Origin of the sequence: Magnetococcus marinus MC-1 (genome assembly GCF_000014865.1) — a bacterium.
Classification (GTDB): domain Bacteria; phylum Pseudomonadota; class Magnetococcia; order Magnetococcales; family Magnetococcaceae; genus Magnetococcus; species Magnetococcus marinus.
In genome coordinates this window covers 3,173,100-3,194,548 of sequence record NC_008576.1, presented here as the reverse complement: position 1 = coordinate 3,194,548, position 21,449 = coordinate 3,173,100, and the positions used below count along the sequence as shown (strand labels likewise).

Below are 21,449 nucleotides of genomic sequence, written 5' to 3'. Positions count from 1 at the left end.
GCGCCTATGCGCCAAGGGCTACGCCGCCCCGTTCCCGGCTATCTGCGATCCGAAGGCATAAACATCATGGTTAACATACCCGCCACAATCGCCGTGTAAAGGCCGATGTAACCCGCCGTGCCCAGGGTGTCTGAGATTGCTTTGTGTTGCTCGGCAAAGTAGGCCATGCCGCCCAATCCCACCACCGCCACCACCATACCAAGCCCCGTTAAGAGGGGGAATAACCGATAATATTTCATAAAAAAACTCGCCTACCTAAAACGCGGGCAGGCAGCGCCTGGCGTTTTCCATCTGGGTTGAAAGGGCGTGTGTGTCGCCGCCCATTCTAGCAAGACTGCTGCCCTTGAGCCAGTGATGGAAGGGGGGCTGGCGTTGACCGCAGGCTTGTGTGGTGGCTTGCATAAAGATGTAAACCAACCTTCCAATTTGTTTAAGAAATCGCAACTTGGTTTGCAGAAAAGCCTGAATGATAAAATGGACATAGTTATAAACACATGAATATAAAAGAATTAATTTTGGTCTCTCCGTTGCTATAGGGTGAAAGGTCTGGTGTGGGTGGACGCTAGGGGTTCCGCACCTGCCAACGCACCTGTTTTTGGCTCTGTCTGTGCGGGCAGGGCTGTTTCGCAATAGGGAGACCCTCAATGGCAGTAACAGAGAGCGATTTTCTGGATTTGGAACAGCGACTGGGGGTTTCCCGTCGGGCCTTTTTAAAGTTTTGCGCGGGTGTCGCCGCCTCCATGGGACTCGGTGGAAATGCGGGTTTGGCCATGGCCGAGGCGGTGGTCACGGCCAAAAAGCGGCCCCCGGTGATCTGGCTGCATGGCCAAGAGTGTACCGGTCCTTCAGAGACGCTGCTGCGTTCGGAGCAGCCCAGTCTGGAAACCCTGATTTTAGATCTAATCTCCCTGGAGTATCACCAAACCCTGGATGCCGGGGCGGGTCATGGTGTGGAAGCGCGTAAACGGCAATCCATGGAGGAAAATAAGGGCAAGTATGTGTTGGTTATTGAGGGCTCCATTCCCCTGGCCGATGGCGGTATTTATTGCAAAATCGGCGGTCAAACCATGCTGGAGGCCACCAAAGAGGCTGCCGAGCATGCGGCGGCTATCATCGCTTTTGGTTCCTGTGCCAGTTGGGGTGGGGTGCCCTCATCGGGCATCAACCCCACCGGTGCGGTGGGGGCCCCGGCGGTGATTACCGATAAGCCAGTGGTGACCATTCCGGGCTGTCCCCCTAACCCAGCCAACTTTTTGGGTACGGTGCTCTATTTTGTCACCTACGGTAAGTTGCCCCCGCTGGATGCTCAAGGCCGCCCCAAATGGGCCTATGGCCGCCTGATTCATGAAAACTGTTACCGTCGTCCCCACTTTGATGCTGGTCGTTTTGCCACCCAGTTTGGCGATGAGGGGCATAAACAGGGGTGGTGCCTCTATAAGTTGGGCTGCAAAGGGCCAGAGACCTACAATAACTGCCCCAGCCTGGAGTTCAACAATGTGGGGGGTGGTGTGTGGCCGGTTGGGGTGGGGCATCCCTGCTTTGGTTGTTCCGAGGGTGGGGTGGGCTTTACCAAACCGCTCTTCTCGCTGGCCGATGTAAAAACCCATACCGCGCCCAACACCTTCCCAGCCATTGATTCGCGGGAAAACACCAACGCGGCAAGCGCGCTATCTGCCGGTTTGGCGGGGGTGGGCATCGGTGTGGCCATTGGCGCGGGTGCGATGGCGGCCAAAAAATTGGGCCAGCAAGAGCATCTCTCCGATGACCAGGGTTAAGGAGGGTGCCATGCAACGCAGAGCGTTTTTAAAGGCCGCAGTGGGTAGTGTCGCCGCCGTAACATGCGGTGGCGTGGCGGCATCGGCGCAAGCCCGTGAAAATTTGCAACCCGCCCCCGAAGCGGTGGGCATGCTCTACGATGCCACCCTCTGTGTGGGGTGTAAGGCGTGCGTGAGCAAGTGTAAAGAGGTCAATGGTCTGCCGCCGGTGCAGGATGGGACCAACCAAACCTGGGATTCTGCTCGTGATCTGTCGGGACAAACCCACAATGTTATCAAGGTGTTTAAATCGGGAAGTGGTCAAAACAAGGACCAACTCAAGGATGGTTACGCCTTTGAAAAGCGTAGCTGTATGCACTGCGTGGATCCTGGCTGCGTCTCCGCCTGTCCGGTAACGGCCATGCGCCGCAACAGCTTAACCGGGATTGTCACCCACCATGCTGATGCTTGCATTGGGTGCCGCACCTGCATGACCGGTTGCCCCTATAATGTGCCTCAATTTGAATATGATAAACCCTTTGGTCAGATTCAAAAATGCCAAATGTGCAATCAGGCTGGGGTATCGCGCATCGACAACGGGCAGATGACCGGCTGTGCGGAGGTGTGCCCCACTGGGGCCACGCTGTTTGGCAAGCGTAGCGATCTGCTGGCCGAAGCCAAACGGCGCATGGCCTTGCAGCCCGGTACAACCTATGCCTATCCCCGGGGTGATCTGGCCAACCCCAGCCAACCCCACGAAAAGGCGGTGCCTCACTATCAACCCCACGTGTGGGGTGAAAAAGAGGCGGGCGGGACCAATGTCCTGCACATCTCGGCCATTCCCTTTGACAAATTGGGCATGCCGCCGCTGGGTGAGCGCTCTTACGCCGCCATCTCCGAAGGGGTGCAGCATGGGCTCTATCGCTACATGGCACTGCCTGCGGTGGCCTTGGCTGGGTTAACCGCCATTGTGCGGCGCAATACCCTGGCCCAGGGGGATGAATCGGGCATGGACACCGATATTGAGCATGCAGATAAGGGGGGGCAATCATGAGCCACTACAGCTCTTATCAGCCGATAGGTACCAAACTGTTGACCAAATCCTTCCTCTTTCTCGGGGTGATTGCGGCCATTGGCATCTATTTTATGGCGCAACGTTTTATCCATGGAATGGGGGCGGTCTCTAACCTGAACGGGGGCTATCCCTGGGGTATCTGGGTGGTCTATGACGTGGTGGTGGGCACCGCCCTGGCGTGTGGGGGCTATGCGCTGGCAATTACCATCTATGTCTTTAACAAGGGGGAGTACCACCCCTTGATCCGGCCCGCCATTTTGGCTTCGCTGCTGGGTTATGCGCTGGGTGGTTTTGGGGCGCTGTTTGATATGGGCCGCTGGTGGCAGTTCTACAATATCCTGCTGCCGTGGAACTGGAACTTTAACTCGGTGATGCTCGAAGTGGGGTTGTGCGTCTTTACCTACATTATGGTGCTGCTCATCGAGTTTGCACCGGTACCGTTTGAAAAGGCGGGTAAAGCGCACAAGTTAAAGTCCCTTAACAAAGTGCTGTTCTTCTTCTTGGCGCTGGGGGTGCTGCTGCCCACCATGCACCAGTCCTCGCTGGGCTCCATGCTGATTGTGATGGGCTACAAGATTGATCCTCTGTGGCAGTCGCTCCAGTTGCAGCCGCTGTTGGCCATTCTAACCGCCATCATTATGGGCTTTTCGGTGGTGATCTTTGAAGCCTCCATGAGCACCGTCGGCTTGGCGCAACCCGCCGAAACCCCGCTGCTACAAAAATTGGCCAAGGCGATTGTGTGGCTGGTCTCGCTCTATCTGTTGGTGCGTTTTGGTGAACTGCTGCTGCGGGGTAAGTTGGGCCTGCTGCTGCACGCCAACCTGAATACGCTGATGTTTCTTATAGAAACCGCTCTGTTTGTGGTGCCGCTGCTGATCCTTAAAGATCCGCTCAAGCGCAGCAGCGCCAAACTGCTCCTTATCGCCGGTATGGGGCTGCTGTTGGCAGGCTCTCTCTATCGCTTTAACGCCTTTTTAATTGGCTATAACCCAGGTCCTGGATACAGCTATTTTCCATCGGCACCTGAGATTATGGTCACGCTGGGTGTGATCGCCATTGAGATTATGGCCTATCTGACTATGGTAAAAATCTTCCCCGTGCTGCACCGCGCCAAGCACGCCTGAGCACGATAGAATAAGGAGTAAAGATTGTGGCGACTCGTATCACTGTCGATCCCATTACCCGAATTGAAGGCCACCTGCGTATTGATGTGGAGGTGGATAACGGGCGCGTGACCAAGGCGTGGTCTTCGGGCCAGATGTGGCGCGGTATTGAAAAAATTCTGGTGGGTCGTGACCCCCTGGAAGCGTGGACCTACACCCAGCGTTTTTGTGGGGTTTGCACCACGGTACACGCCATTACCTCGGTGCGTGCGGTGGAAAACGCGCTGGGTATGGAGGTGCCGGTTAATGCCCAGTTGATCCGTAATATTATCCAGACCGCCCATGCGATCCAGGATCATATTGTCCACTTTTATCACCTCTCGGCGGTGGATTGGGTGGATGTGGTCTCTGCACTCAAAGCGGACCCCCGGGCGGCGGCGCAATTGGCAGAATCCCTCTCCGATTGGTCCCTCAATGGTGTGCATGAGATGACGGCGGTGCAGAACCGTCTGAAAAAATTTGTGGAGAGCGGGCAGCTTGGCCCCTTTGCCACCGGCTTTTGGGGGCATCCCGAGATGAAGCTGCCGCCAGAGGTTAACCTAATGGCGGTAGCCCACTACCTGCAAGCGTTGGAAGTACAAAACTATTGCAATAAGATCGTGGCGATTCTTGGGGGTAAAAGTCCCCATATTCAAAATGTTGCCGTGGGTGGGGTGTCAAACTCCATCAGCCATGATGCGCCTTCGGTGCTCAACATGGAGCGCTTGATGTTTATTAAGGGCTTCATGGATAAGTTGGAGAAGTTTATCCATTCGGTCTACATGGTGGATGTGCCAGCGGTGGGGGCCTTCTATCTGGATTGGACCAAGGTTGGTGGTGGTGTGATCAACTATCTGTCGGTGCCCGACTGCCCGCAGGATAGCAAGGGCACGATCTTTGACCTGCCTGGTGGTTACATTAAAGGGGGGGATCTCTCCACCTTTAAACCCATCAAAGCCCATGGGGATAAATATTTTCAAGAGGGTGTGGCCGAAAGCTCTAAACACGCATGGTACCATGGGGACAAGACGCTGCATCCGTGGGAGGGCGAGACCGAGCCCAACTACAACGACTTTAACGAAGATGGCCAATACTCCTGGATTAAAGCCCCCACCTTCTACGGCGAGCGGGCCGAGGTTGGACCGCTGGCCAATGTGTTGGTGAGTGTGGCGGCGGGTCACGAGCCTGCCAAGCGCCACCTGAACACGGCCATCAACACCCTCAAGAGCGTGGGTAGATTGCAGGATGTGCCGTTGGAGGCTTTAAACTCCACCATTGGCCGCCATGCTGCTCGTGCGGTGCGCTGTGCGGTGATGATGGATACCCTGAAGGATCAGTGGCATGCCCTGGTAAACAACATTGGCACCGGTGATCTGGAGACCTTCAATCCCCCCACCATGCCCAAGGGTGAGGTGCGTGGTTTTGGTTTCCATGAGGCGCCTCGTGGGGCCTTATCCCACTGGGTGGTGATTGAAAAGGGTAAGATTAAAAACTATCAGGCGGTGGTTCCCTCTACCTGGAACGCCGGTCCCCGTGCTGAAAATGGCGATCCTGGCCCTTATGAGATGTCCTTGTTGGATACCCCAGTGGCCGATCCTGAAAAGCCGTTGGAGGTGTTGCGTACGGTGCACTCCTTTGATCCTTGTATCGCCTGTGCCATTCATATGGTGGATACCGAAAAGCGTGAAATTGTAAAGGTTAAAGCGCTCTAATCAAGCGGTGTTAAGGGGCTGGCCTAGTGGTTATGGGTCAGCCCTGTTAGCGAGGCTGTGGGTAGAGGCATTCATGCAGGGTTGGTGGTGGGGTTGAAATACCATGTATACGGAAAATAAAGAGATACTGGTTTTGGGCTTGGGTAACATCCTTATGCAGGATGAAGGGGTGGGGGTGCGCGCGGTGGAGGCGCTGGAGTGCCGCTATATTGTACCCGATTGCGTGACCCTTATGGATGGTGGTACCACCGGTACAGAGCTGTTGCAGCCCATGCGCGGGGTGAAGCAGTTGATTGTGGCCGATGCCATCCATACCGGGGATGCCAATGGCACTTTGGTGCGCATTGCCGATGAGCAGGTGCCTGCCTTTTTTCAGACCAAGCTCTCCAACCATCAGTTGGGTTTGTCGGATCTGCTGGCGCTATTGAGCTTAACCGATGAGCAGCCGGAACATGTGACCATTGTGGGGTTGGTGCCCCACAGCTTGGAGAATAGGCTGGGTTTGACGCCAGAGGCCGAGCAGGGGGTGGAGGCGATGGTGGCCCAGTTGGTGGTGGAGCTTGAGCGGTTGGGGGTCGAACTGGTTAAGCGGGCGCAGCCGCTGCGGGGTTTTTGGCAACAGCAAGCGGCGTTGGAGCGGGTAAAATGTGCTTAGGCATGCCGGTGCAGGTGGTGGAGGAGCGGGATTTTATGGCGCTCTGCCAGGGTCCTGATGGGCTGGTGGAGGTCAATATGATGCTGACCGGGCCGCAACCTGTGGGGCAGTGGGTGGTGAACTATCTGGGTTCCGCCCGTGAGGTGTTGGAGGAGGCCGACGCCTTACGCATTCTGGCCGCTATGGCGCAGCTACAGGCCGCAGTCAATGGTGACCCTAATGCCAATTTGGATCTGTTTTTTGAAGGGTGATCCTGGTGAACTGTGCCGACCCCCGCGCTTGCCGCAGCACGGGGATGGCGATCTTGCCATGCGCAAGGGGCTAACCCTGGTGATGCACAGGGGTTAGCCCCTTGTCCTTACGCCAACTGTTGTAACCATGCGGCATATTTGCCGAGGATGCTGGTTTCATGAAAATGGCGGCGGATGAGGGCGAGATATTCAAAGCTGCTGCGTACAAAATCGCGCTCCTGGGGCTCCAGCGGGCGTTTTTTGTTATGACGGTAATATTGGTAGAGAAAGGTGCGCAGATTGAGCGGCCCCGGGGGGCGCCCCTCCAACGTTTTGGCCTGTTGGATTAACCAGTCGTGCCGTTGCTTGGCGGTCATAATAATGCGTTCGCCCTGCTGGGGGGTGAGGGTGCCCATCCAGATCTCTTTCACCAGCTGGCAGTGATAGCCTTGGCACTGTTTGGGGCGCTCTGCATAGATGCTGCACAAGCCCTGTTTCAAACGTGGGCAGGGGTGGTCAAAGAGAATCTCCCCATTGCTCTGGGTATAGGAGGGCAGGCCAAGTTCGGTTAAATGGGCCTGCTCATGGGGGTGTAGGGTGACATAGCTAAAAAAACTGCCGCTACAGCAAAGCCCGCACCCTTTACAGAGCTGCGCGGCCACCAGCGCCAGGTTGGGGGCCGCGTCAAAGGGGGTCATGGGGTCAGGGCTTGCCAGGGTGGGGTGGGGCTCTGTTGACATGGGGGCTCCTTGGGCGACAGTGGAGGCCGGTGCGGCATGGTGGTGGCGCATGCGGCTGGCTCGGTGCATGGATGACTGGGGAGCGGTTGCAAAAAGCTTTCCAAGCCAGCGGTCTTAGCTCTGGGGTAGTTGGCTTGGATGGCCTGTATAAAGCGCCTGGGTCCCCTGCATAAGGGTGGGTTGGGGTGGTTGTTGGCTATAAATGTAAATTTAGTATGCAAAATATCAAAAACATGGAAAGATGGTTTTCATGTTTGCGGGAAAAAATTTTTAATCTTCATAAAATACAATAAGATGGGCTGTTTTTTTATTGGCATTGCCATTGCTTTGTTGGCATCAACCTCATCCCCGCCCTGGTGTGTGGCGTGGATTGTTACCCTGTTAAGGAGAGAACCGTAATGGATGCCCAGTCGCTGATGCAACAACTGGAAACCACCTTTACAGCCATCCATAAAAACCAGATGCAGGGTATTCCCTTGCTCAACCCCATGATCCGTGTCGAGGCGGTGGGCTTTCAGCGCTGGCAGGTGGGTTGGTTGGGGGTGGTCATCACCCCGTGGTTAATGAATCTGGTCTATATTCCAGACGATGCCAGCGCGCTAGAGGCCGCCCCGCTAGGCGATAAGCAGGTACACCGTTTTCCCGAACGCAGCTATACCATGTTGGTCAACGACTTTGCAGGGGTGGGGCGCTGCTGGAGTTTCTCCATCCACTCGCCCATGGGGGAGTTTCCGGCCCATGATGCGGCGGTGGCGCGGGCCGAAGCCTTTTTGGCGCTGCTGCTTACCCCGCAACAAGGGGAAGAGCCGCAGGATGACGCGCTGGATGAAGCCCGTATTCAGCGCATTTTAAGCACCGACGATATTCGCGCTCTCTATGAAGAGGAGCAGGCCAAGGTGATGGAGGAGGCAGGCTTGGTGAGTAAACAGGGCAGCCAAGCCTGCCCCGCCACGCAAACCGGGGCCGAACCCATGGGCGAGCGCATGCAACAACCCATGAGTCGCCGGGCGCTCTTGCCCGGTTTGGGGGGTGGGGTGCCAGCATGAGCTTGGCCGGGCAGTTAACCATCAAGGTGGTACTTGGTGCGGGCATTGTGAACCGGGTGACCATTGGCTCCTCACGGTTGCTGGGGGTCTCTCGTGTGTTGCAAGGCAAAGGGGTTGACGAGGCGTTGCATCTGCTGCCCAAACTGTTGGTGCTGTGTGGTAAGGCTCAACTGTTGGCTGGCATGCAGGCGGTGGCGGCTGTGCAAGGCCAGCCGCTGATGGCCCGCGAGGGGTTGTTGCGGCAGGTCGCCATGGAGAGTCTAAAAGAGCATCTCTGGCGCATTTTGCTGAGTTGGCCGGGTTATGTGGGGCAAACGCCGCAGCCCCAAGAGGTGCGTTGTGTGGCCTTAGCGCAACAGGCTTTGAACGAAGCGACAGAGGATGGTCTGGAGCTGCCCCCTGCAGGGTGGCTGGCGCTGGGGACGCTGTTGAGCGACTATCTGCTAGGGGAGCCTGTCAGCGACTGGTTGCAGCGGCAGCAGCCAGCGGAGTTGGCCCGTTGGGCCCATGCCAAACAAGGCTTGGCGGCGGCGATGGTGGACCACCTTATGTACCATAATTTGGCCCATGCGGGGGAGAACGAGGTAGAGGCGTTACCCCCTTTGCCGTTGCTGGAGCTGGCGACTTTGATGGAGGATGCTGGTTTTTTGGCTCGCCCCCAATGGCAGGGTCGTTGTTATGAAAGTTCGAGCTTAACCCGTACCTGCTCCCCTCTGTTAAGCGCATTAAAGCCCCTGCATGGCAATGGCTTGTTGCGCCGTACGGTGGCCCGCTTAACCGAACTATGCCGGTTGTTCGAGGCCCTGCGGCAGGGTGATGATGGCGCGTTATTAGCGGCGCTTCAGCCCTTTTCGGCGGCCCAGGATGGGATGGGTGTGGGTGCTGTGGAGGCTGCCCGTGGACGGTTGCTGCACCGTGTGAGCCTGGAGGGGCAACAGATAAGCCACTATGCCATTTTGGCCCCCACCGAGTGGAATTTTCATCCCCAAGGGGTGGTGGCTCAAGGTTTGGCTGGGTTGCAAGGGGATCGTCAAGCGGTACTGTTGCAGGCGCATCATGTGATCGAATCCATTGATCCTTGTGTGGGGTATGCCTTGACCGTGGTGGAGGCTGATGAGGAGGAGCTTGATGGTTGAACAGCGACCGACCATTCTGGTGGTGGATGATGAGCTGCGTTCTCTGGAGTCGCTGGCGCGTATTCTGGAAGAAGAATTTGATGTTAAAACCGCCCAAACCGTTGCTCAAGCCGACGCCATTTTGCAGACCGAGTGGGTGCAGGTGGTGCTGTGTGATCAACGCATGCCGGAGATCACGGGGGTGGCCTATCTCAAAAAATTGAGGGACCTCTATCCCGACGTCATTCGTATGATTATATCCGGTTATAGTGATCCAGAGGATATCATCCACGCCGTTAACGAAGCGGGGATCTATCACTATATTTCCAAGCCGTGGCATCCCGACTCACTGCTGCTTACGTTGAGCAATGCCACCCGTCTGTATGCCCTGCAACGGCAAAACCAAGCGTTGTCGGTAGAGGTCAAAATGACCCCGCAGCGGTTGGATGAGAGCATGCGCCGTAAACGGGAAGGGTTGCGCCAGCGGTTTGCCCGCAATGATGGCATTGTGCGCAGCCGGGGCAGTTGTATGGATGCAGTGTGTCAGCGGCTAAAAAAGGTTTCACCTTATGATGTTTCGGTCTTATTGACCGGCGATTCTGGTACCGGTAAGGAGCTGGCGGCCAAGGCGTTGCACTACAGCAGTTTGCGCTGGGATAAGGCGTTTGTGGTGGAAAACTGTGGGGCGTTGCCGGATCAGTTGTTGGAAAGCGAGCTGTTTGGCTACAAAAAGGGGGCCTTTACTGGGGCGGTGGAGGATCGTATAGGGCTCTTTGAGCGGGCCGACGGGGGTACTTTGTTTTTGGATGAGATTGGGGAGATCTCACCGGCCTTTCAGGTTAAGTTGTTGCGGGTGTTGCAGGAGGGGGAGATTCGTCCCCTGGGCAGCAGCCGCACCCGCAAGGTGGATGTGCGGTTGATTGCGGCCACCAATCGGGATCTTGAGACAGAGATGCTGGCGGGGCGTTTTCGGCCTGATCTCTACTATCGGTTGGCGGCGGTGACCATCTATCTGCCCGCTTTAAAGGCGCGTCCCGAGGATATTCCGGCCTTGGCCCATGCGTTGTTGGAGCAGGCGATGGAGAGCATGGGCAAACAGGTGCGGGGCTTTACTGAGGAGTGCATGCACTGTTTACAGGCTTACCCCTGGCCCGGCAATGTGCGGGAGTTGCAAAATGAGATCCAGCATATGCTGGTGATGGCGGAGGGGGATCTGCTGGGGGCGGATCTGCTCTCTGCGCGGGTGTTGCAGGGGCTGCCGTGGCAGGAGCAGGCGCAAGGGGAGGAGAGATGGCCGTTGTTAGGGCCGTTAGGGGGCAGTTTAAAAGAGCGGGTCGAGCTGTTGGAGGCGCGTATTGTGCGGGAGACGCTGATCCGGCACCGTTGGAATAAGAGCCGGGCGGCCAAAGAGTTGGGGCTCTCCCGGGTGGGCTTGCGGAGTAAACTGGAGCGCTATGGTCTGGAGCAGCGCAGCAGCCAAGATGCGCAAGCCCAAGCGTAGGGGGCGGGGCATGGAGAGAGGCTCAATCAGTCTGATGGATCTGGCGGGCGGCAGCTTGGATCTAAGCGCCTCTTCAGAGGAGGTGTGGATTGAGGTGATCCGCAAGATGGATGAAGCCTATGCGGATCTGGTGCATACCCAGGTGGAGCTGGAGCGGCAGAACGAAGCGTTGGGGGCAGCCAATCGTTTTATTGAGAGCGTTCTGGCAGCCATGACCGATGTGCTCATTGTGTGTGATCTCCAAGGGCGGATTGAGCAGGTTAATGAGGCCCTTTGTTACATCACCGGGCAGCGTGCAGCCGATTTGCTTGAGCAAAAAGTGACCGATATTTTGCAGATGGATGCAGCCCAGCAAGCGCGTATTTTTTGGGAGATGTTGCAGGTGGATGCCCTCGGCATGGGGGAGATGGGGCAAAAGCCCAACAATATGCAGGATTGTGAGGTGCATTTAATGGGCTTTGATGGCCAGCCCACCCCCCTGACCATGAGCCTGTCGGCCCGTCAAGATGGGGATGGCCGGGTGGTGGGCTTGGTGTTGATTGGCCGCCCTATCGGTGAGTTGCGGCGTGCTTATGATGATCTGAATCAGGCGCACCAAGATTTGCAACAGGCGCAGCAGCGTTTGGTGCATTCGGAAAAAATGGCCTCGCTGGGGCGGTTGGTGGCCGGGGTGGCCCATGAGCTGAACAATCCCATTAGCTTTGTGTTTGGCAATATGCACGCCCTAAAACGTTATGGTGCCCGCATTGGTGGCTATTTGCAGGCCACGCAACAACCGGTGGATGCCGTCCAGCTGGCGCAGTTGCGGGGAATCTATAAAATTGAGCGCACCATGGCGGATTTGGATCCCTTGATTGAGGGGACTCTGGAGGGGGCCGAACGGGTGCGGGATATTATTCAGGATCTGCGGGGTTACTCGGGCGGTCAGCGCGAGAGTGTGCGCCCCTATGATTTAACCGAGGTTATCCAAACGGCGGTGCAGTGGGTGACCAATGCGGTCCGCGTCAAACCTGAGTTGCACCTTCAGTTGATTCCCGGCTTGACCCTGCGGGGGCGGCGGGGGCAGGTGCATCAAATTTTGGTCAATCTGCTGCAAAATGCGTTGGATGTGATGGAGGGTATGGCGGCCCCCAGCTTGAATATTTGCTGTGAGCGACTGCCCAACAAGGTGCGCATTGATGTGCGGGATGCCGGTCCCGGTATTGACGCCGGGGATCTGCACCAGTTGTTTGATCCCTTTTTTACCACCAAGGCGGTGGGTAAGGGCACGGGTCTGGGGCTCTATATCAGTTACGGTCTGGCCCAGGATCAGGGGGGGGATCTAACGGCCTGCAACCATGCTCAGGGTGGGGCCTGTTTTAGCCTGACATTGCCGTTGGAGGGGGATGAGCGCCATGGCTAAGGAGAGCTTACAGCTCATGTGGTTGCAGTCCGGGGGTTGTGGGGGGTGTAGCCTATCGCTGCTGTGCGCGGAGAATCCGGATCTCTACACCGCTTTGGCCAGTCATGGTATTGAGTTGCTCTGGCATCCGGCCCTGAGCGTGGGGCCGGAGGATGGTTTTTTGGCCCTGTTGCAGCGGATTGTGCGCGGTGAGCAGCGGCTGGATATCCTCTGTCTGGAAGGGGCGGTGATGACCGGCCCCAATGGCACGGGGGCCTTTCATCGGTTATCGGGCAGCGGTCGCCCGATGATGGCGGTGGTCAAAGAGCTGGCTGCACTGGCGGGGCAGGTGGTGGCGGTGGGCAGTTGCGCGGCCTATGGTGGGGTAACGGCGGGGGGTGGCAACCACACCCAGGCGGTGGGGCTGCACTATGTGGGGCGCAAACGGGGGGGGCTGTTGGGGGCCGCTTTTCGCGCACGCCAAGGGCTGCCGGTGATCAATGTGGCGGGTTGTCCCACCCACCCCAATTGGGTGCTGGAGTGTTTGGCTGAGTTGGCCGATGGCAGCTTGACCGAGGCCCAGTTGGATCCTCTGGGCAGACCCCGTGCCTATACCGATACGTTGGTCCACCATGGTTGCCCGCGCAATGAGTTTTATGAGTACAAAGCCAGTGCGGAAAAGCTGGGGCAGCTGGGCTGCTTGATGGAGCATTTGGGCTGTTTGGGTACTCAAGCCCATGCCGACTGTAATCTGCGTCTGTGGAATGGCGAGGGCTCCTGTCTGCGCGGGGGTTATCCCTGCATCAACTGTACAGCGCCGGGTTTTCAGGAGCCGGGCCATGCCTTTACTGCCACGCCCAAGGTGGCGGGGATCCCTGTGGGTTTGCCCACCGATATGCCCAAGGCGTGGTTTGTGGCGCTGGCCTCCCTCTCCAAAGCGGCCACCCCCAAACGGTTGCGGGATAATGCCTTGGCCGAGCATATTGTGACCCCGCCGGCCACCCCTGTGGAGAGACCATGAGCAAGCGTCAGATATTGGGTCCCTTTAGTCGGGTGGAGGGGGATCTTGAGGTGCAGATTGAGCGCCACCACAACCGGGTGGCCGATGCCTGGGTGGTCTCGCCGCTGTATCGGGGGTTTGAGCGTATGCTGGTGGGTAAAGAGCCCCAGGATGCCTTGGTTTATGTACCGCGCATTTGTGGCATTTGCTCGGTTGCTCAGTCGGCGGCGGCGGCGCAAGCGTTGGCCCAGGCGGCGGGGGTGAGACCGCCGGAAAATGGGCGGTTGGCCAGTCAGTTAATGCTGGCTGCTGAGAATGTGGCGGACCATTTAACCCACTTTTATCTCTTTTTTATGCCCGATTTTGCCCGTCCTATCTATGCCGGGCAGCCCTGGTACGAGGGGGTGTTAAAGCGGTTTAAAGCGGTGGATGGTGCCGCTTCGCGGGTGGCCTTGCCAGCGCGGGCAAGCTTTCTTCACCTAATGGGAATACTGGGGGGGCGCTGGCCCCACACCTTGGCATTGCAGCCAGGGGGCTCCACCCGTGGTTTGGAGGCGCGGGATAAAAGTCAACTGCGGGGGGTGGTGGCGGGCTTTCGGGCCTTTTTGGAAGAGACCCTGTTTGGGGCGTCCTTAGAGTCGTTGGTAGCCCTGGAGAGTGGGCAGTCGCTGCTGGCTTGGGCCGCTGAGCAGCCCTGCCAGAACAGTGACTTTCGTTGGTTTTTACAGGTGGCCGAAACGCTTGAGCTGGCGCAGTTGGGGCGGGGTCATGATGGGTTTATGAGCTATGGAGCTTATGGCCAAGGTGAAGAGGCGCTGTTTGCGGCGGGGGTTTGGCAGCAGGGGGGCTTGAGGGCGCTGGATCCTGGGGCCATTCGAGAAGATGTCAGCCACGCCTGGATGCACCCCGACCGTGAGCCCCGCCACCCTTTTGAGGGACGCACGCTGCCGGATGCCGAGCAGCCCAATGGTTACAGCTGGTGCAAGGCTCCCCGTTTAAACGGTCTACCGATGGAGGTGGGGGCGCTGGCGCGGCAGCAGGTGGCGGGCCATCCGCTGGTGCGGGATCTGGTGGCTCAGAGTGGGGGTAATGTGCGTAATCGGGTGATTGCCCGGTTGTTGGAAATTGCACGGGTGGTGTTGGCCATGGAGGGGTGGATTGCCCAGCTTGAGCCACGCGCACCGTTTGGTGTGGAGTCCCCACTGCCGGAGCAGGGGCAGGGGGTGGGGCTGGTGGAGGCGGCACGGGGTGGTTTGGGCCATTGGTACCGTATGGATAAGGGGCGTTTAAGCCATGCGCAGATTGTCGCCCCGACCACCTGGAATTTCTCGCCAAGGGATGCCGCAGGGGTGCGTGGTCCACTGGAGCAGGCGCTGCTCAATAGTCCCATTCGTGCCGGAGAACAGGACCCCGTGGCGGTACAGCACATTGTGCGATCCTTCGACCCCTGCATGGTCTGTACGGTGCATTAATCAGTTTTGGTATGGATCAGTTTTGATAAGCCTAAGTTAAACTGATAGTCCTAAACATAAAAATCAACATCATTTATGGATGGTAAATGTTTTTATTCTACAAAAAAAAGGTATTAAACCAGTCTCAATCAAGCTAATCTAGGGTTTCGGTATCGGTTTTAGCTGGAGGTGGTTGCCATGTCTGCTCTGTTTTTAAAGCTCAATATACGCACACGCATCTGGTTATTGATCGTGTTGGCGGTGGTTATCTTTTGGCTGAGTGGTCTAACCTTTTTGTTGGATCAAGACAAAGCCTTAATGCACTCCAGACAGCAGAAAACGCAGCAGTTGGTCGAAACCGCCCATAGTGTGTTGGTGGATTTTTACCAAAAGGTGCAGGATGGCAAAATAACCGAAGAGGCCGCTAAAAAACACGCTATAGAAGTGTTAAAAGGTTTGCGTTATAACAAAAACGACTATTTCTGGGTTAACGATTATCACGCCGTGATGGTGATGCACCCCATCAAACCCGCCTTGGATGGAAAGGATCTTGCCAATTTTGAAGATAAGGGGGGCAAGAAAATCTTCACCGAATTTGCCAAGGTCGCCAAAGAGCAGGGTGAAGGTTTTGTGGAGTATCTATGGCCAAAGCCAAACTTTGAAGCACCGGTGGAGAAGCTCTCTTTTGTTAAAGGGTTTAAACCTTGGGGCTGGGTGGTTGGCTCGGGCATCTATATTGATGATGTGCGGGCGGCCTTTTGGCGTAATGCCTGGGCATTGACCCTGCGTTTTCTGTTTGTGACGGTGATTTTGGTGGGGTTGGCGTCGCTGGTGGCGCGCAGCATTACCAAACCCTTGGGGCTGCTGTTTGAGGGGATTCAGCACGCCGTCTCGGGTAAGTTACTCCAGCGTATTCCCATCCCCTTTGTCAAAGATGATGTGCTGGAGTTGGGTGAAAAAATCAACTCTATGACCGATGGATTGGCGCAAAACGTCTGGAGCAGCACCCTGCACTCCGAGAGTATTCGCTCCTGCGTGACCGAGTTTGGTGAGGTGTTGGAGAGTTTAACCAAAGATACCAGCGATGCCAAACATATCGGCTCTAACGTCAAACGCGAGCAAGAAAACCTTAACCAAGAGATGACAGCGATTCACCATGCGGTGACCCTAGCAACGGATAACTTGGATCGCATAGGCCAGTCGTCAGAAAATCTTTCCAGCATGATTCAGGGTATGGCGGATGCCTCCATGGAGACCTCCGCCGCCGTTAACACCGTGGCTTCTGCGGCCGAGGAGATGACCGCCAACGTCACTCAAGTCAACGGTAACTTGGCGCAGGTGAGCCATGAGGTCGGTTCGGTTTCGGGCTCCATTGCGGATATGGCCGAGGCGTTGGATGAGATCTATCGGCGCTGCTATCGTGCCAACCAGCGCTCGGAGCAGGCTACAGAGCAGGCCAATAACACCCTAAAGGTGACCGAGCAGCTCTCCCATTCGGCGGTGGAGATTGGACGCGCCATTGAGGTGATTAATAATATTGCCGAACAAACCAATATGTTGGCCCTTAATGCCTCCATTGAGGCCGCTGGGGCAGGCGAGGCGGGTAAGGGCTTTGCGGTGGTGGCCAACGAGGTTAAAGAGTTGGCCAGTCAAACCGCCGAAGCCACCCAGATGATCGCCAACCAGGTGCAGGAGATCCAGGATCATACCCGCCAAGCTACGCGAGCTGTGGATGGTATTACGGAGATGATTAAGGATCTCAACAACTCCAACAGTGAGATCAGTGATCTGGTGGAGGAGCGTAAACTGTCGGTGCAGGAGATCAATCTCTCCATCCGACATGTTTCCGAGGCAGCCCAGGCGGTTACGTTAAATGCCCAGGAGTTGGGGCAGGCCATTAGTGAAATTGCGCAAGCCGCCGCCGCCGCCGCTTCGCAGACCGATAGCATGGTTGATGCCACCAACCGTAGCATGGAGGCCGCGACAGCGACGGTGCAGCAAGGCCACGATGCCCGTGGGGCCATGGAGAAGATTCAGCTCTCCACCGATCAAGCAGAAACCTATTCCAGCCGGGTGGATGATGAAGCCAAGGCGCTGTTTCAATTGGTCTCTTATCTGGAAGGCTCGACCAACTATTTCCACAGTCTGCTCCAGGTGATCCAGAGTACCGCCAAGGATATGGGCAAACGGGAAGCGATGCAGGCTGGGGAACCCCCGTTTGATATCTTTATGATTAAATCGGCCCATTTGGCGTGGCTTAACCGGTTGGAAAAAATGATGCGGGGCCGGGTGCAGCTAAAGCCCGAAGAGGTCGCCAGCGAGCGTCAGTGTGCGTTTGGTAAATGGTACTACAGTGAGGGCACGGCCAAATTTGGCGAGAACCCCATTTTTCAATCCATTGAGCCAGAGCATATGAAAGTCCACCAAATGGCCCGCGAGGTGGCCGAGATGGTGGCGCGGGGCGAGGTGGAGAATGTGCGGGCATTGATCGAAAAGTTTGATGTGACCAAGGATATTCTGTTTGAACGGCTGGATGCGCTCTACTTGAGCCAATGGAAATAGCTTGCACCCGTTAACGCTGCGGTGAGGGTGATGGGATGGAGAGGCCGGTAGGTGGCGCAAACATCAACCGGTCTTTTATTGTGGGCTGGGGAAGTGAGCGGGTTTGGTGCCGCGTGAAAGGGTGCTTATTTGACAATAAAATGGAATAGCTTGAATATATAATAAATAGGTTAAAAATATAAATTTTTATAATAGATAACCATTTATATACTCGAAAGGGCTTTGGGGAGAGCGTCTCACTAGAGCCGGTGGAGCGGGGATTAACGCTCATGTTGCAGCCCAATGGGGCGGCCCACTGCGCTGGGATAATGGCCTTGTCCCAGGCGCATGGGCTTAGAGGGGTTCAAAGGCGTCAATGCTGGGTTCGTATCGGTAGAGACGCCCCTCGGCGATATTAAAATAGAGCCCGATCAGTTCCAAAGTACCGGCGGTTTCCCGTTGGTGAATAAAGGGAAAGCCCCGTAAATTATGGATGGAGAGTGTAACCATGCGCTCTTCTAGGGGGCGGTGTTGGCCGGTTTTGGCGGCGGTTAGGGCCAACTGTTGCACATGCGCATCGTTCCAGGCGATCTCCATCCATTTGCCAATAAAGTCACTGCCATCGGCGCCGACCTTTTCGCAGCAATCCTGGGAGAGTGCCCGCACCCCACCGCAACAGCTATGACCCAAAATAATAATGGCCTCTACATTGAGCACACGCACTGCATACTCCAGCGCAGCACTGGTGCCATGGTAGCCACCATCGGGATCGTGGGGGGGCACGAGGTTGGCGACATTGCGAATAATAAAGAGCTCACCGGGGCTGGATTGGGTGATCATATTGGGGTGGATGCGGCTGTCGGAGCAGGCCACTACCGCCGCCCGTGGATTTTGCCCCTCGGCGCTTAACCGTTGGAACAGGGCTAAATGGTTGGGCAGTTCATCGCGTAAAAACTGTTGGTGGCCCTGTTTGAGCTGGGTTAAAAAATTGGAAATGGGGGTTTTGCACATGGATTGGGTTATCCTATTGGCGACACCCTGTCAGGGTATCGGCTGTTCTGCCATAAGGGTCTCAGTCGTGACAAGCGCGTCTTTAACCTTACCATACAATCGTCGCTGGTAAAGTGATTGAGCGCATAAATTTTTTTTTGTATTCAAGAGCCCCTTGCGGCTCCTGCTAGGGGAGTGTACGGAGGGTCCATGCTGGACACAAACCCTGGGTATAGATGGGGTGAATGTCTAAGTTTTTATTGGATAAAGTAAAAAAACGATTTGCGCCCAAGGGTCGCTTGGCATACTGTTTTTGCAGGGGTGATGGCGCGCCATCGTTTGCCCGTGTTGCGTTTTAATCGGGTGTTTTAACCACTATTGAAGGAGCCTGTTCCATGTGTTTGGGGATTCCCATGGAAGTGACCAGCGTGGAGGGCTATATCGCCCAGTGCAGCGCCAAAGGGATCACCCGTGAGGTGAGTCTGTTCATGGTGCAACATGAACACATTGAGCCGGGCGATCATGTGATGGTGCATGTGGGGTATGCCATCCAAAAAATGAGTGCCGCCGAGGCCCGCACGACTTGGGAGCTGTTGGATGAGACGCTTGCCGCCATGGATGCCCAAACACAGCAGGATGCCGGGTCAGATCATGCATGAGCTCTCTCTCTGTTACGGATTGTTGGACCAAGTGGAGCGGGTCGCCCGCGAGAATCAAGCCAACCGGGTGATCCGCATTGTGCTCCAGATTGGCCCCTTGAGTGGGGCTGAGCCTGAGCTGATCCGTGCGGCTTTTAGCGTGGCGGCGGCGGGCAGTGTGGCTGAGGGGGCTGAACTGGTGACGGAGCGGGCAGCGGTGGTGGTGGTGTGCCATAGCTGCGGTGCCCAGGGTGAGGTGCCTGCCAACCGCCTGCTCTGCCCCGCGTGTGGTGGATGGCAGACGCGGGTGGCCAGTGGTGATGAATTGATCATGTCCTCTTTAGAGCTAGAGCGGGAGGATACCCCCTGTGCAACGGCGGCAACAACCAGACAAGGTGAAGCTTAATGTGTGATACCTGCGGATGCAACCTCACCCCCGGCACCACAGAGGCAGATGGGCAGCACGCCACCGAAACCGTAGCGGTGATGGCGGGCTTAATGGCCAACAATGACCGGCGTGCGGCCCATAACCGGCTCCATTTTGATCGCCATGGGGTGTTGGCGGTCAACCTGATGTCCTCGCCGGGGTCGGGCAAGACGGCGCTGCTGGAGGCCACCATTGTGGCGCTAAAAGATGAGTTTCGCATGGCGGTGGTGGAGGGGGACCTGGAGACCGAAAACGATGCCCAGCGCATCCGCGCCCAAGGGGTGCCTGCGGTCCAGATCACTACGGGCAACGCCTGCCACCTGGATGCAGCTATGGTGCATGATGCGCTGCATGAACTGGATTTAACCCAGCTGGACCTGATTTTTGTGGAAAATGTGGGCAATTTGGTCTGTCCGGCGGGGTTTGATCTGGGGCACCATCATGATGTGGTGTTGCTGTCGGTCACGGAGGGGGATGATAAACCCAGTAAATATCCCGTCATGTTTCGGCAGGCCGAGCTGCTGCTGCTGAGCAAATGTGACCTGTTGGCGGTGCTGGAGGATTTTGATCCTGTGGCGGCAGAGAAAAATCTACGTGCCTTAGCCAATGGTGCGCCGGTGTTGCCGATCTCCGCCCGTAAAGGGGTGGGTATGCAGGCATGGTTCGATTGGCTGCGCCAGGCCATGCACGCCCAGCGGGCCCGCTTGGTAGATCAACCCCAGGGTGGGTATCACCACCACCATGACCACAATGGTGAGCACCACCACCATGACCACGATGGTGCCCACCACCATGACCACGATGGTGCCCACCACCATGACCACGATGGTGAGCACCACCACCATGACCACGATGGTGCCCACCACCATGCTGATGCCCATGCCCACCACCGGGGTGAAGGGTAATGATGCAGGCCAAGGTGTGGTTGGAAAAGCTGCAACAGCTGCCGCGCCCGGCGGGGCGGGTGGCGATTATGAACGTCTGTGGGGGGCATGAGCGCTCCATCACCATGGCCGGTTTGCGGGGGGTGTTGCCGGACTATGTACGGTTGGTGCCGGGGCCGGGTTGCCCGGTCTGTATCTGTCCCGAGGGGGATATCCATGCGGCTATCCGGCTGGGGTTGGAGGATGGTGCGCTGGTGTGCGCTTTTGGGGACATGCTGCGGGTGCCCATCAACCGGGGGCGGGCCGAGGTGCGCTCTTTGGAACAGGCGCACGCCAGCGGTGCGGACATTCGCCCGGTGGCCTCGCCCATGGAGGCGGTCGCCTTGGCCCAGCAGAACCCCCAGCGGCAGGTGGTGTTTTTCGCGGCGGGGTTTGAGACCACCATGGCCCCGGTGGCGGCCATGCTTGCCCAGCAGCCGCCGGATAACTTGACGGTGTGGTTGGCCGGGCGACTAACCTGGCCTGCGGTGTCGCTGTTGTTGGAGAGTGGTACGCCGGGCTTTGATGCCTTGGTGGCACCGGGCCATGTGGCCACCGTGATGGGGCCGGAGGAGTGGGATTTTGTTTGGCAACACCACGGCATAGCCACAGCGGTTGCGGGTTTTTTGCCCGATTCGCTGTTGGCGGCCTTCTATTCGGTGCTGCGTCAGGTGAGCAGCGGTCAGCCCATGCTGGACAACTGCTATGCCGAGGTGGTTCGGGCCGGGGGTAACCCCTTCGCAAAACAGATTTTGCAGCAGGTGTTTGAGGTGGTGGATGCCCCATGGCGCGGGGTGGGCACCATTCCCGCCTCGGGTTATGCCATAAGTGAGGCGTATGGCGGGTGGGATGCCCGGCGCCGTTTTCCCCATCAATGCCAGGATGAAGGGGATGAGCAAATGCCCCCCGGCTGTGATTGTGCCCGTGTGGTGATGGGCAAACTGGAGCCGGTGGCGTGCCGTCTTTATCAGACCGCTTGCACGCCCCGTACACCGGTGGGGCCCTGTATGGTCTCCGACGAAGGGGCGTGCCGCATTTGGTGGAGCGGTGGTGTCAGAAAGTAGGCAGAGAGCATAATGGGGCAGGCTGGCCGGGTTAGGATGGCGACCAGCCGGGGAGGTCCGTGAC

At 57.1% G+C, this 21,449-nt stretch carries 20 protein-coding genes; 17 read left to right on the top strand and 3 right to left on the bottom strand.

All coding sequences use genetic code 11. The features are described 5' to 3' along the window. Positions 1–38: 38 nt before the first annotated feature. Positions 39–239: a hypothetical protein gene (locus MMC1_RS12835; RefSeq protein WP_041641229.1), complete on the bottom strand. Its 201-nt coding sequence runs from the start codon at positions 237–239 to the stop codon at positions 39–41. A gap of 405 nt (positions 240–644) precedes the next feature. Between MMC1_RS12835 and MMC1_RS12830 the strand changes: the two genes are divergently transcribed. The 6 genes from MMC1_RS12830 to MMC1_RS12805 all read left to right on the top strand — a co-directional run bounded on the left by MMC1_RS12830 (position 645) and on the right by MMC1_RS12805 (position 6,589). After that, the gene (locus tag MMC1_RS12830) at positions 645–1,775 is read left to right on the top strand and encodes a hydrogenase small subunit (RefSeq protein WP_011714125.1); all 1,131 of its coding nucleotides are present in this window, start codon (positions 645–647) and stop codon (positions 1,773–1,775) included. Positions 1,776–1,785: 10 nt separating this feature from the next. Then, positions 1,786–2,808: a hydrogenase 2 operon protein HybA gene (gene hybA, locus MMC1_RS12825; protein ID WP_011714124.1), complete on the top strand. Its 1,023-nt coding sequence runs from the start codon at positions 1,786–1,788 to the stop codon at positions 2,806–2,808. Then, on the top strand, positions 2,805–3,953 hold the full coding sequence (hybB, locus tag MMC1_RS12820; RefSeq protein WP_011714123.1) for a Ni/Fe-hydrogenase cytochrome b subunit: 1,149 nt from the start codon (positions 2,805–2,807) through the stop codon (positions 3,951–3,953). The genes hybA and hybB overlap by 4 nt, the downstream gene beginning before the upstream one ends. A 26-nt stretch (positions 3,954–3,979) precedes the next feature. Beyond that, on the top strand, positions 3,980–5,683 hold the full coding sequence (locus MMC1_RS12815) for a nickel-dependent hydrogenase large subunit (RefSeq protein ID WP_011714122.1): 1,704 nt from the start codon (positions 3,980–3,982) through the stop codon (positions 5,681–5,683). A 103-nt stretch (positions 5,684–5,786) separates the two neighbouring features. Next, entirely contained in the window at positions 5,787–6,338 is a 552-nt protein-coding gene (locus MMC1_RS12810) for a HyaD/HybD family hydrogenase maturation endopeptidase (protein WP_011714121.1), read from the top strand. Continuing rightward, the gene (locus tag MMC1_RS12805) at positions 6,329–6,589 is read left to right on the top strand and encodes a HypC/HybG/HupF family hydrogenase formation chaperone (protein WP_011714120.1); all 261 of its coding nucleotides are present in this window, start codon (positions 6,329–6,331) and stop codon (positions 6,587–6,589) included. Before MMC1_RS12810 ends, MMC1_RS12805 begins: the two co-directional genes overlap by 10 nt. 107 nt (positions 6,590–6,696) lie before the next feature. On the opposite strand, the gene MMC1_RS20270 is transcribed toward MMC1_RS12805, so the two are convergent. Then, the gene (locus MMC1_RS20270) at positions 6,697–7,308 is read right to left on the bottom strand and encodes a YkgJ family cysteine cluster protein (RefSeq protein WP_011714119.1); all 612 of its coding nucleotides are present in this window, start codon (positions 7,306–7,308) and stop codon (positions 6,697–6,699) included. Between the two features lie 398 nt (positions 7,309–7,706). Between MMC1_RS20270 and hybE the strand changes: the two genes are divergently transcribed. The 7 genes from hybE (at position 7,707) to MMC1_RS12765 (ending at position 17,364) form a co-directional block, all read left to right on the top strand. Further along, entirely contained in the window at positions 7,707–8,354 is a 648-nt protein-coding gene (gene hybE / locus MMC1_RS12795) for a [NiFe]-hydrogenase assembly chaperone HybE (RefSeq protein WP_011714117.1), read from the top strand. Then, positions 8,351–9,490, top strand: a complete 1,140-nt coding sequence (locus MMC1_RS20265) for a nickel-dependent hydrogenase large subunit (RefSeq protein WP_011714116.1) — start codon at positions 8,351–8,353, stop codon at positions 9,488–9,490. Before hybE ends, MMC1_RS20265 begins: the two co-directional genes overlap by 4 nt. Further along, positions 9,483–10,970: a sigma-54-dependent transcriptional regulator gene (locus MMC1_RS12785; protein WP_011714115.1), complete on the top strand. Its 1,488-nt coding sequence runs from the start codon at positions 9,483–9,485 to the stop codon at positions 10,968–10,970. The genes MMC1_RS20265 and MMC1_RS12785 overlap by 8 nt, the downstream gene beginning before the upstream one ends. A gap of 10 nt (positions 10,971–10,980) precedes the next feature. After that, positions 10,981–12,372, top strand: coding sequence for a PAS domain-containing sensor histidine kinase (locus MMC1_RS12780; RefSeq protein ID WP_011714114.1), 1,392 nt, complete (start codon positions 10,981–10,983; stop codon positions 12,370–12,372). Continuing rightward, on the top strand, positions 12,365–13,372 hold the full coding sequence (locus MMC1_RS12775; protein ID WP_011714113.1) for an NADH-quinone oxidoreductase subunit B family protein: 1,008 nt from the start codon (positions 12,365–12,367) through the stop codon (positions 13,370–13,372). Before MMC1_RS12780 ends, MMC1_RS12775 begins: the two co-directional genes overlap by 8 nt. After that, positions 13,369–14,823: a nickel-dependent hydrogenase large subunit gene (locus MMC1_RS12770; RefSeq protein ID WP_011714112.1), complete on the top strand. Its 1,455-nt coding sequence runs from the start codon at positions 13,369–13,371 to the stop codon at positions 14,821–14,823. The genes MMC1_RS12775 and MMC1_RS12770 overlap by 4 nt, the downstream gene beginning before the upstream one ends. A 177-nt stretch (positions 14,824–15,000) precedes the next feature. After that, positions 15,001–17,364 carry a cache domain-containing protein gene (locus MMC1_RS12765; RefSeq protein ID WP_011714111.1) on the top strand — a complete coding sequence of 788 codons (2,364 nt, stop codon included), beginning with the start codon at positions 15,001–15,003 and terminating at the stop codon, positions 17,362–17,364. 333 nt (positions 17,365–17,697) lie between these two features. On the opposite strand, the gene MMC1_RS12760 is transcribed toward MMC1_RS12765, so the two are convergent. Next, a complete protein-coding gene (locus tag MMC1_RS12760; RefSeq protein ID WP_011714110.1) occupies positions 17,698–18,354 on the bottom strand; it encodes a carbonic anhydrase in 657 nt (218 codons plus the stop codon). 374 nt (positions 18,355–18,728) lie between these two features. Here MMC1_RS12760 and MMC1_RS12755 point away from each other — a divergent pair, with 374 nt between their 5' ends. Genes MMC1_RS12755 through hypD form a run of 4 tightly spaced genes read left to right on the top strand, consistent with a single transcriptional unit; the run spans position 18,729 to position 21,385 of the window. Next, on the top strand, positions 18,729–18,992 hold the full coding sequence (locus tag MMC1_RS12755) for a HypC/HybG/HupF family hydrogenase formation chaperone (protein WP_011714109.1): 264 nt from the start codon (positions 18,729–18,731) through the stop codon (positions 18,990–18,992). Beyond that, the gene (hypA, locus tag MMC1_RS12750) at positions 18,985–19,377 is read left to right on the top strand and encodes a hydrogenase maturation nickel metallochaperone HypA (protein WP_011714108.1); all 393 of its coding nucleotides are present in this window, start codon (positions 18,985–18,987) and stop codon (positions 19,375–19,377) included. The genes MMC1_RS12755 and hypA overlap by 8 nt, the downstream gene beginning before the upstream one ends. Further along, on the top strand, positions 19,377–20,303 hold the full coding sequence (hypB, locus tag MMC1_RS12745; RefSeq protein ID WP_011714107.1) for a hydrogenase nickel incorporation protein HypB: 927 nt from the start codon (positions 19,377–19,379) through the stop codon (positions 20,301–20,303). The genes hypA and hypB overlap by 1 nt, the downstream gene beginning before the upstream one ends. After that, entirely contained in the window at positions 20,303–21,385 is a 1,083-nt protein-coding gene (gene hypD / locus MMC1_RS12740) for a hydrogenase formation protein HypD (protein ID WP_011714106.1), read from the top strand. The genes hypB and hypD overlap by 1 nt, the downstream gene beginning before the upstream one ends. Positions 21,386–21,449 lie beyond the last annotated feature (64 nt).

Bases quoted from the DNA above. Each gene is read 5' to 3' on its own strand.
- MMC1_RS12835 (WP_041641229.1), bottom strand. From the start codon at position 239: ATGAAATATTATCGGTTATTCCCCCTCTTAACGGGGCTTGGTATGGTG.
- MMC1_RS12830 (WP_011714125.1), top strand. From the start codon at position 645: ATGGCAGTAACAGAGAGCGATTTTCTGGATTTGGAACAGCGACTGGGG.
- hybA (WP_011714124.1), top strand. From the start codon at position 1,786: ATGCAACGCAGAGCGTTTTTAAAGGCCGCAGTGGGTAGTGTCGCCGCC.
- hybB (WP_011714123.1), top strand. From the start codon at position 2,805: ATGAGCCACTACAGCTCTTATCAGCCGATAGGTACCAAACTGTTGACC.
- MMC1_RS12810 (WP_011714121.1), top strand. From the start codon at position 5,787: ATGTATACGGAAAATAAAGAGATACTGGTTTTGGGCTTGGGTAACATC.
- MMC1_RS12805 (WP_011714120.1), top strand. From the start codon at position 6,329: ATGTGCTTAGGCATGCCGGTGCAGGTGGTGGAGGAGCGGGATTTTATG.
- MMC1_RS20270 (WP_011714119.1), bottom strand. From the start codon at position 7,308: ATGTCAACAGAGCCCCACCCCACCCTGGCAAGCCCTGACCCCATGACC.
- hybE (WP_011714117.1), top strand. From the start codon at position 7,707: ATGGATGCCCAGTCGCTGATGCAACAACTGGAAACCACCTTTACAGCC.
- MMC1_RS20265 (WP_011714116.1), top strand. From the start codon at position 8,351: ATGAGCTTGGCCGGGCAGTTAACCATCAAGGTGGTACTTGGTGCGGGC.
- MMC1_RS12785 (WP_011714115.1), top strand. From the start codon at position 9,483: ATGGTTGAACAGCGACCGACCATTCTGGTGGTGGATGATGAGCTGCGT.
- MMC1_RS12780 (WP_011714114.1), top strand. From the start codon at position 10,981: ATGGAGAGAGGCTCAATCAGTCTGATGGATCTGGCGGGCGGCAGCTTG.
- MMC1_RS12775 (WP_011714113.1), top strand. From the start codon at position 12,365: ATGGCTAAGGAGAGCTTACAGCTCATGTGGTTGCAGTCCGGGGGTTGT.
- MMC1_RS12770 (WP_011714112.1), top strand. From the start codon at position 13,369: ATGAGCAAGCGTCAGATATTGGGTCCCTTTAGTCGGGTGGAGGGGGAT.
- MMC1_RS12765 (WP_011714111.1), top strand. From the start codon at position 15,001: ATGTCTGCTCTGTTTTTAAAGCTCAATATACGCACACGCATCTGGTTA.
- MMC1_RS12760 (WP_011714110.1), bottom strand. From the start codon at position 18,354: ATGTGCAAAACCCCCATTTCCAATTTTTTAACCCAGCTCAAACAGGGC.
- MMC1_RS12755 (WP_011714109.1), top strand. From the start codon at position 18,729: ATGTGTTTGGGGATTCCCATGGAAGTGACCAGCGTGGAGGGCTATATC.
- hypA (WP_011714108.1), top strand. From the start codon at position 18,985: ATGCATGAGCTCTCTCTCTGTTACGGATTGTTGGACCAAGTGGAGCGG.
- hypB (WP_011714107.1), top strand. From the start codon at position 19,377: ATGTGTGATACCTGCGGATGCAACCTCACCCCCGGCACCACAGAGGCA.
- hypD (WP_011714106.1), top strand. From the start codon at position 20,303: ATGATGCAGGCCAAGGTGTGGTTGGAAAAGCTGCAACAGCTGCCGCGC.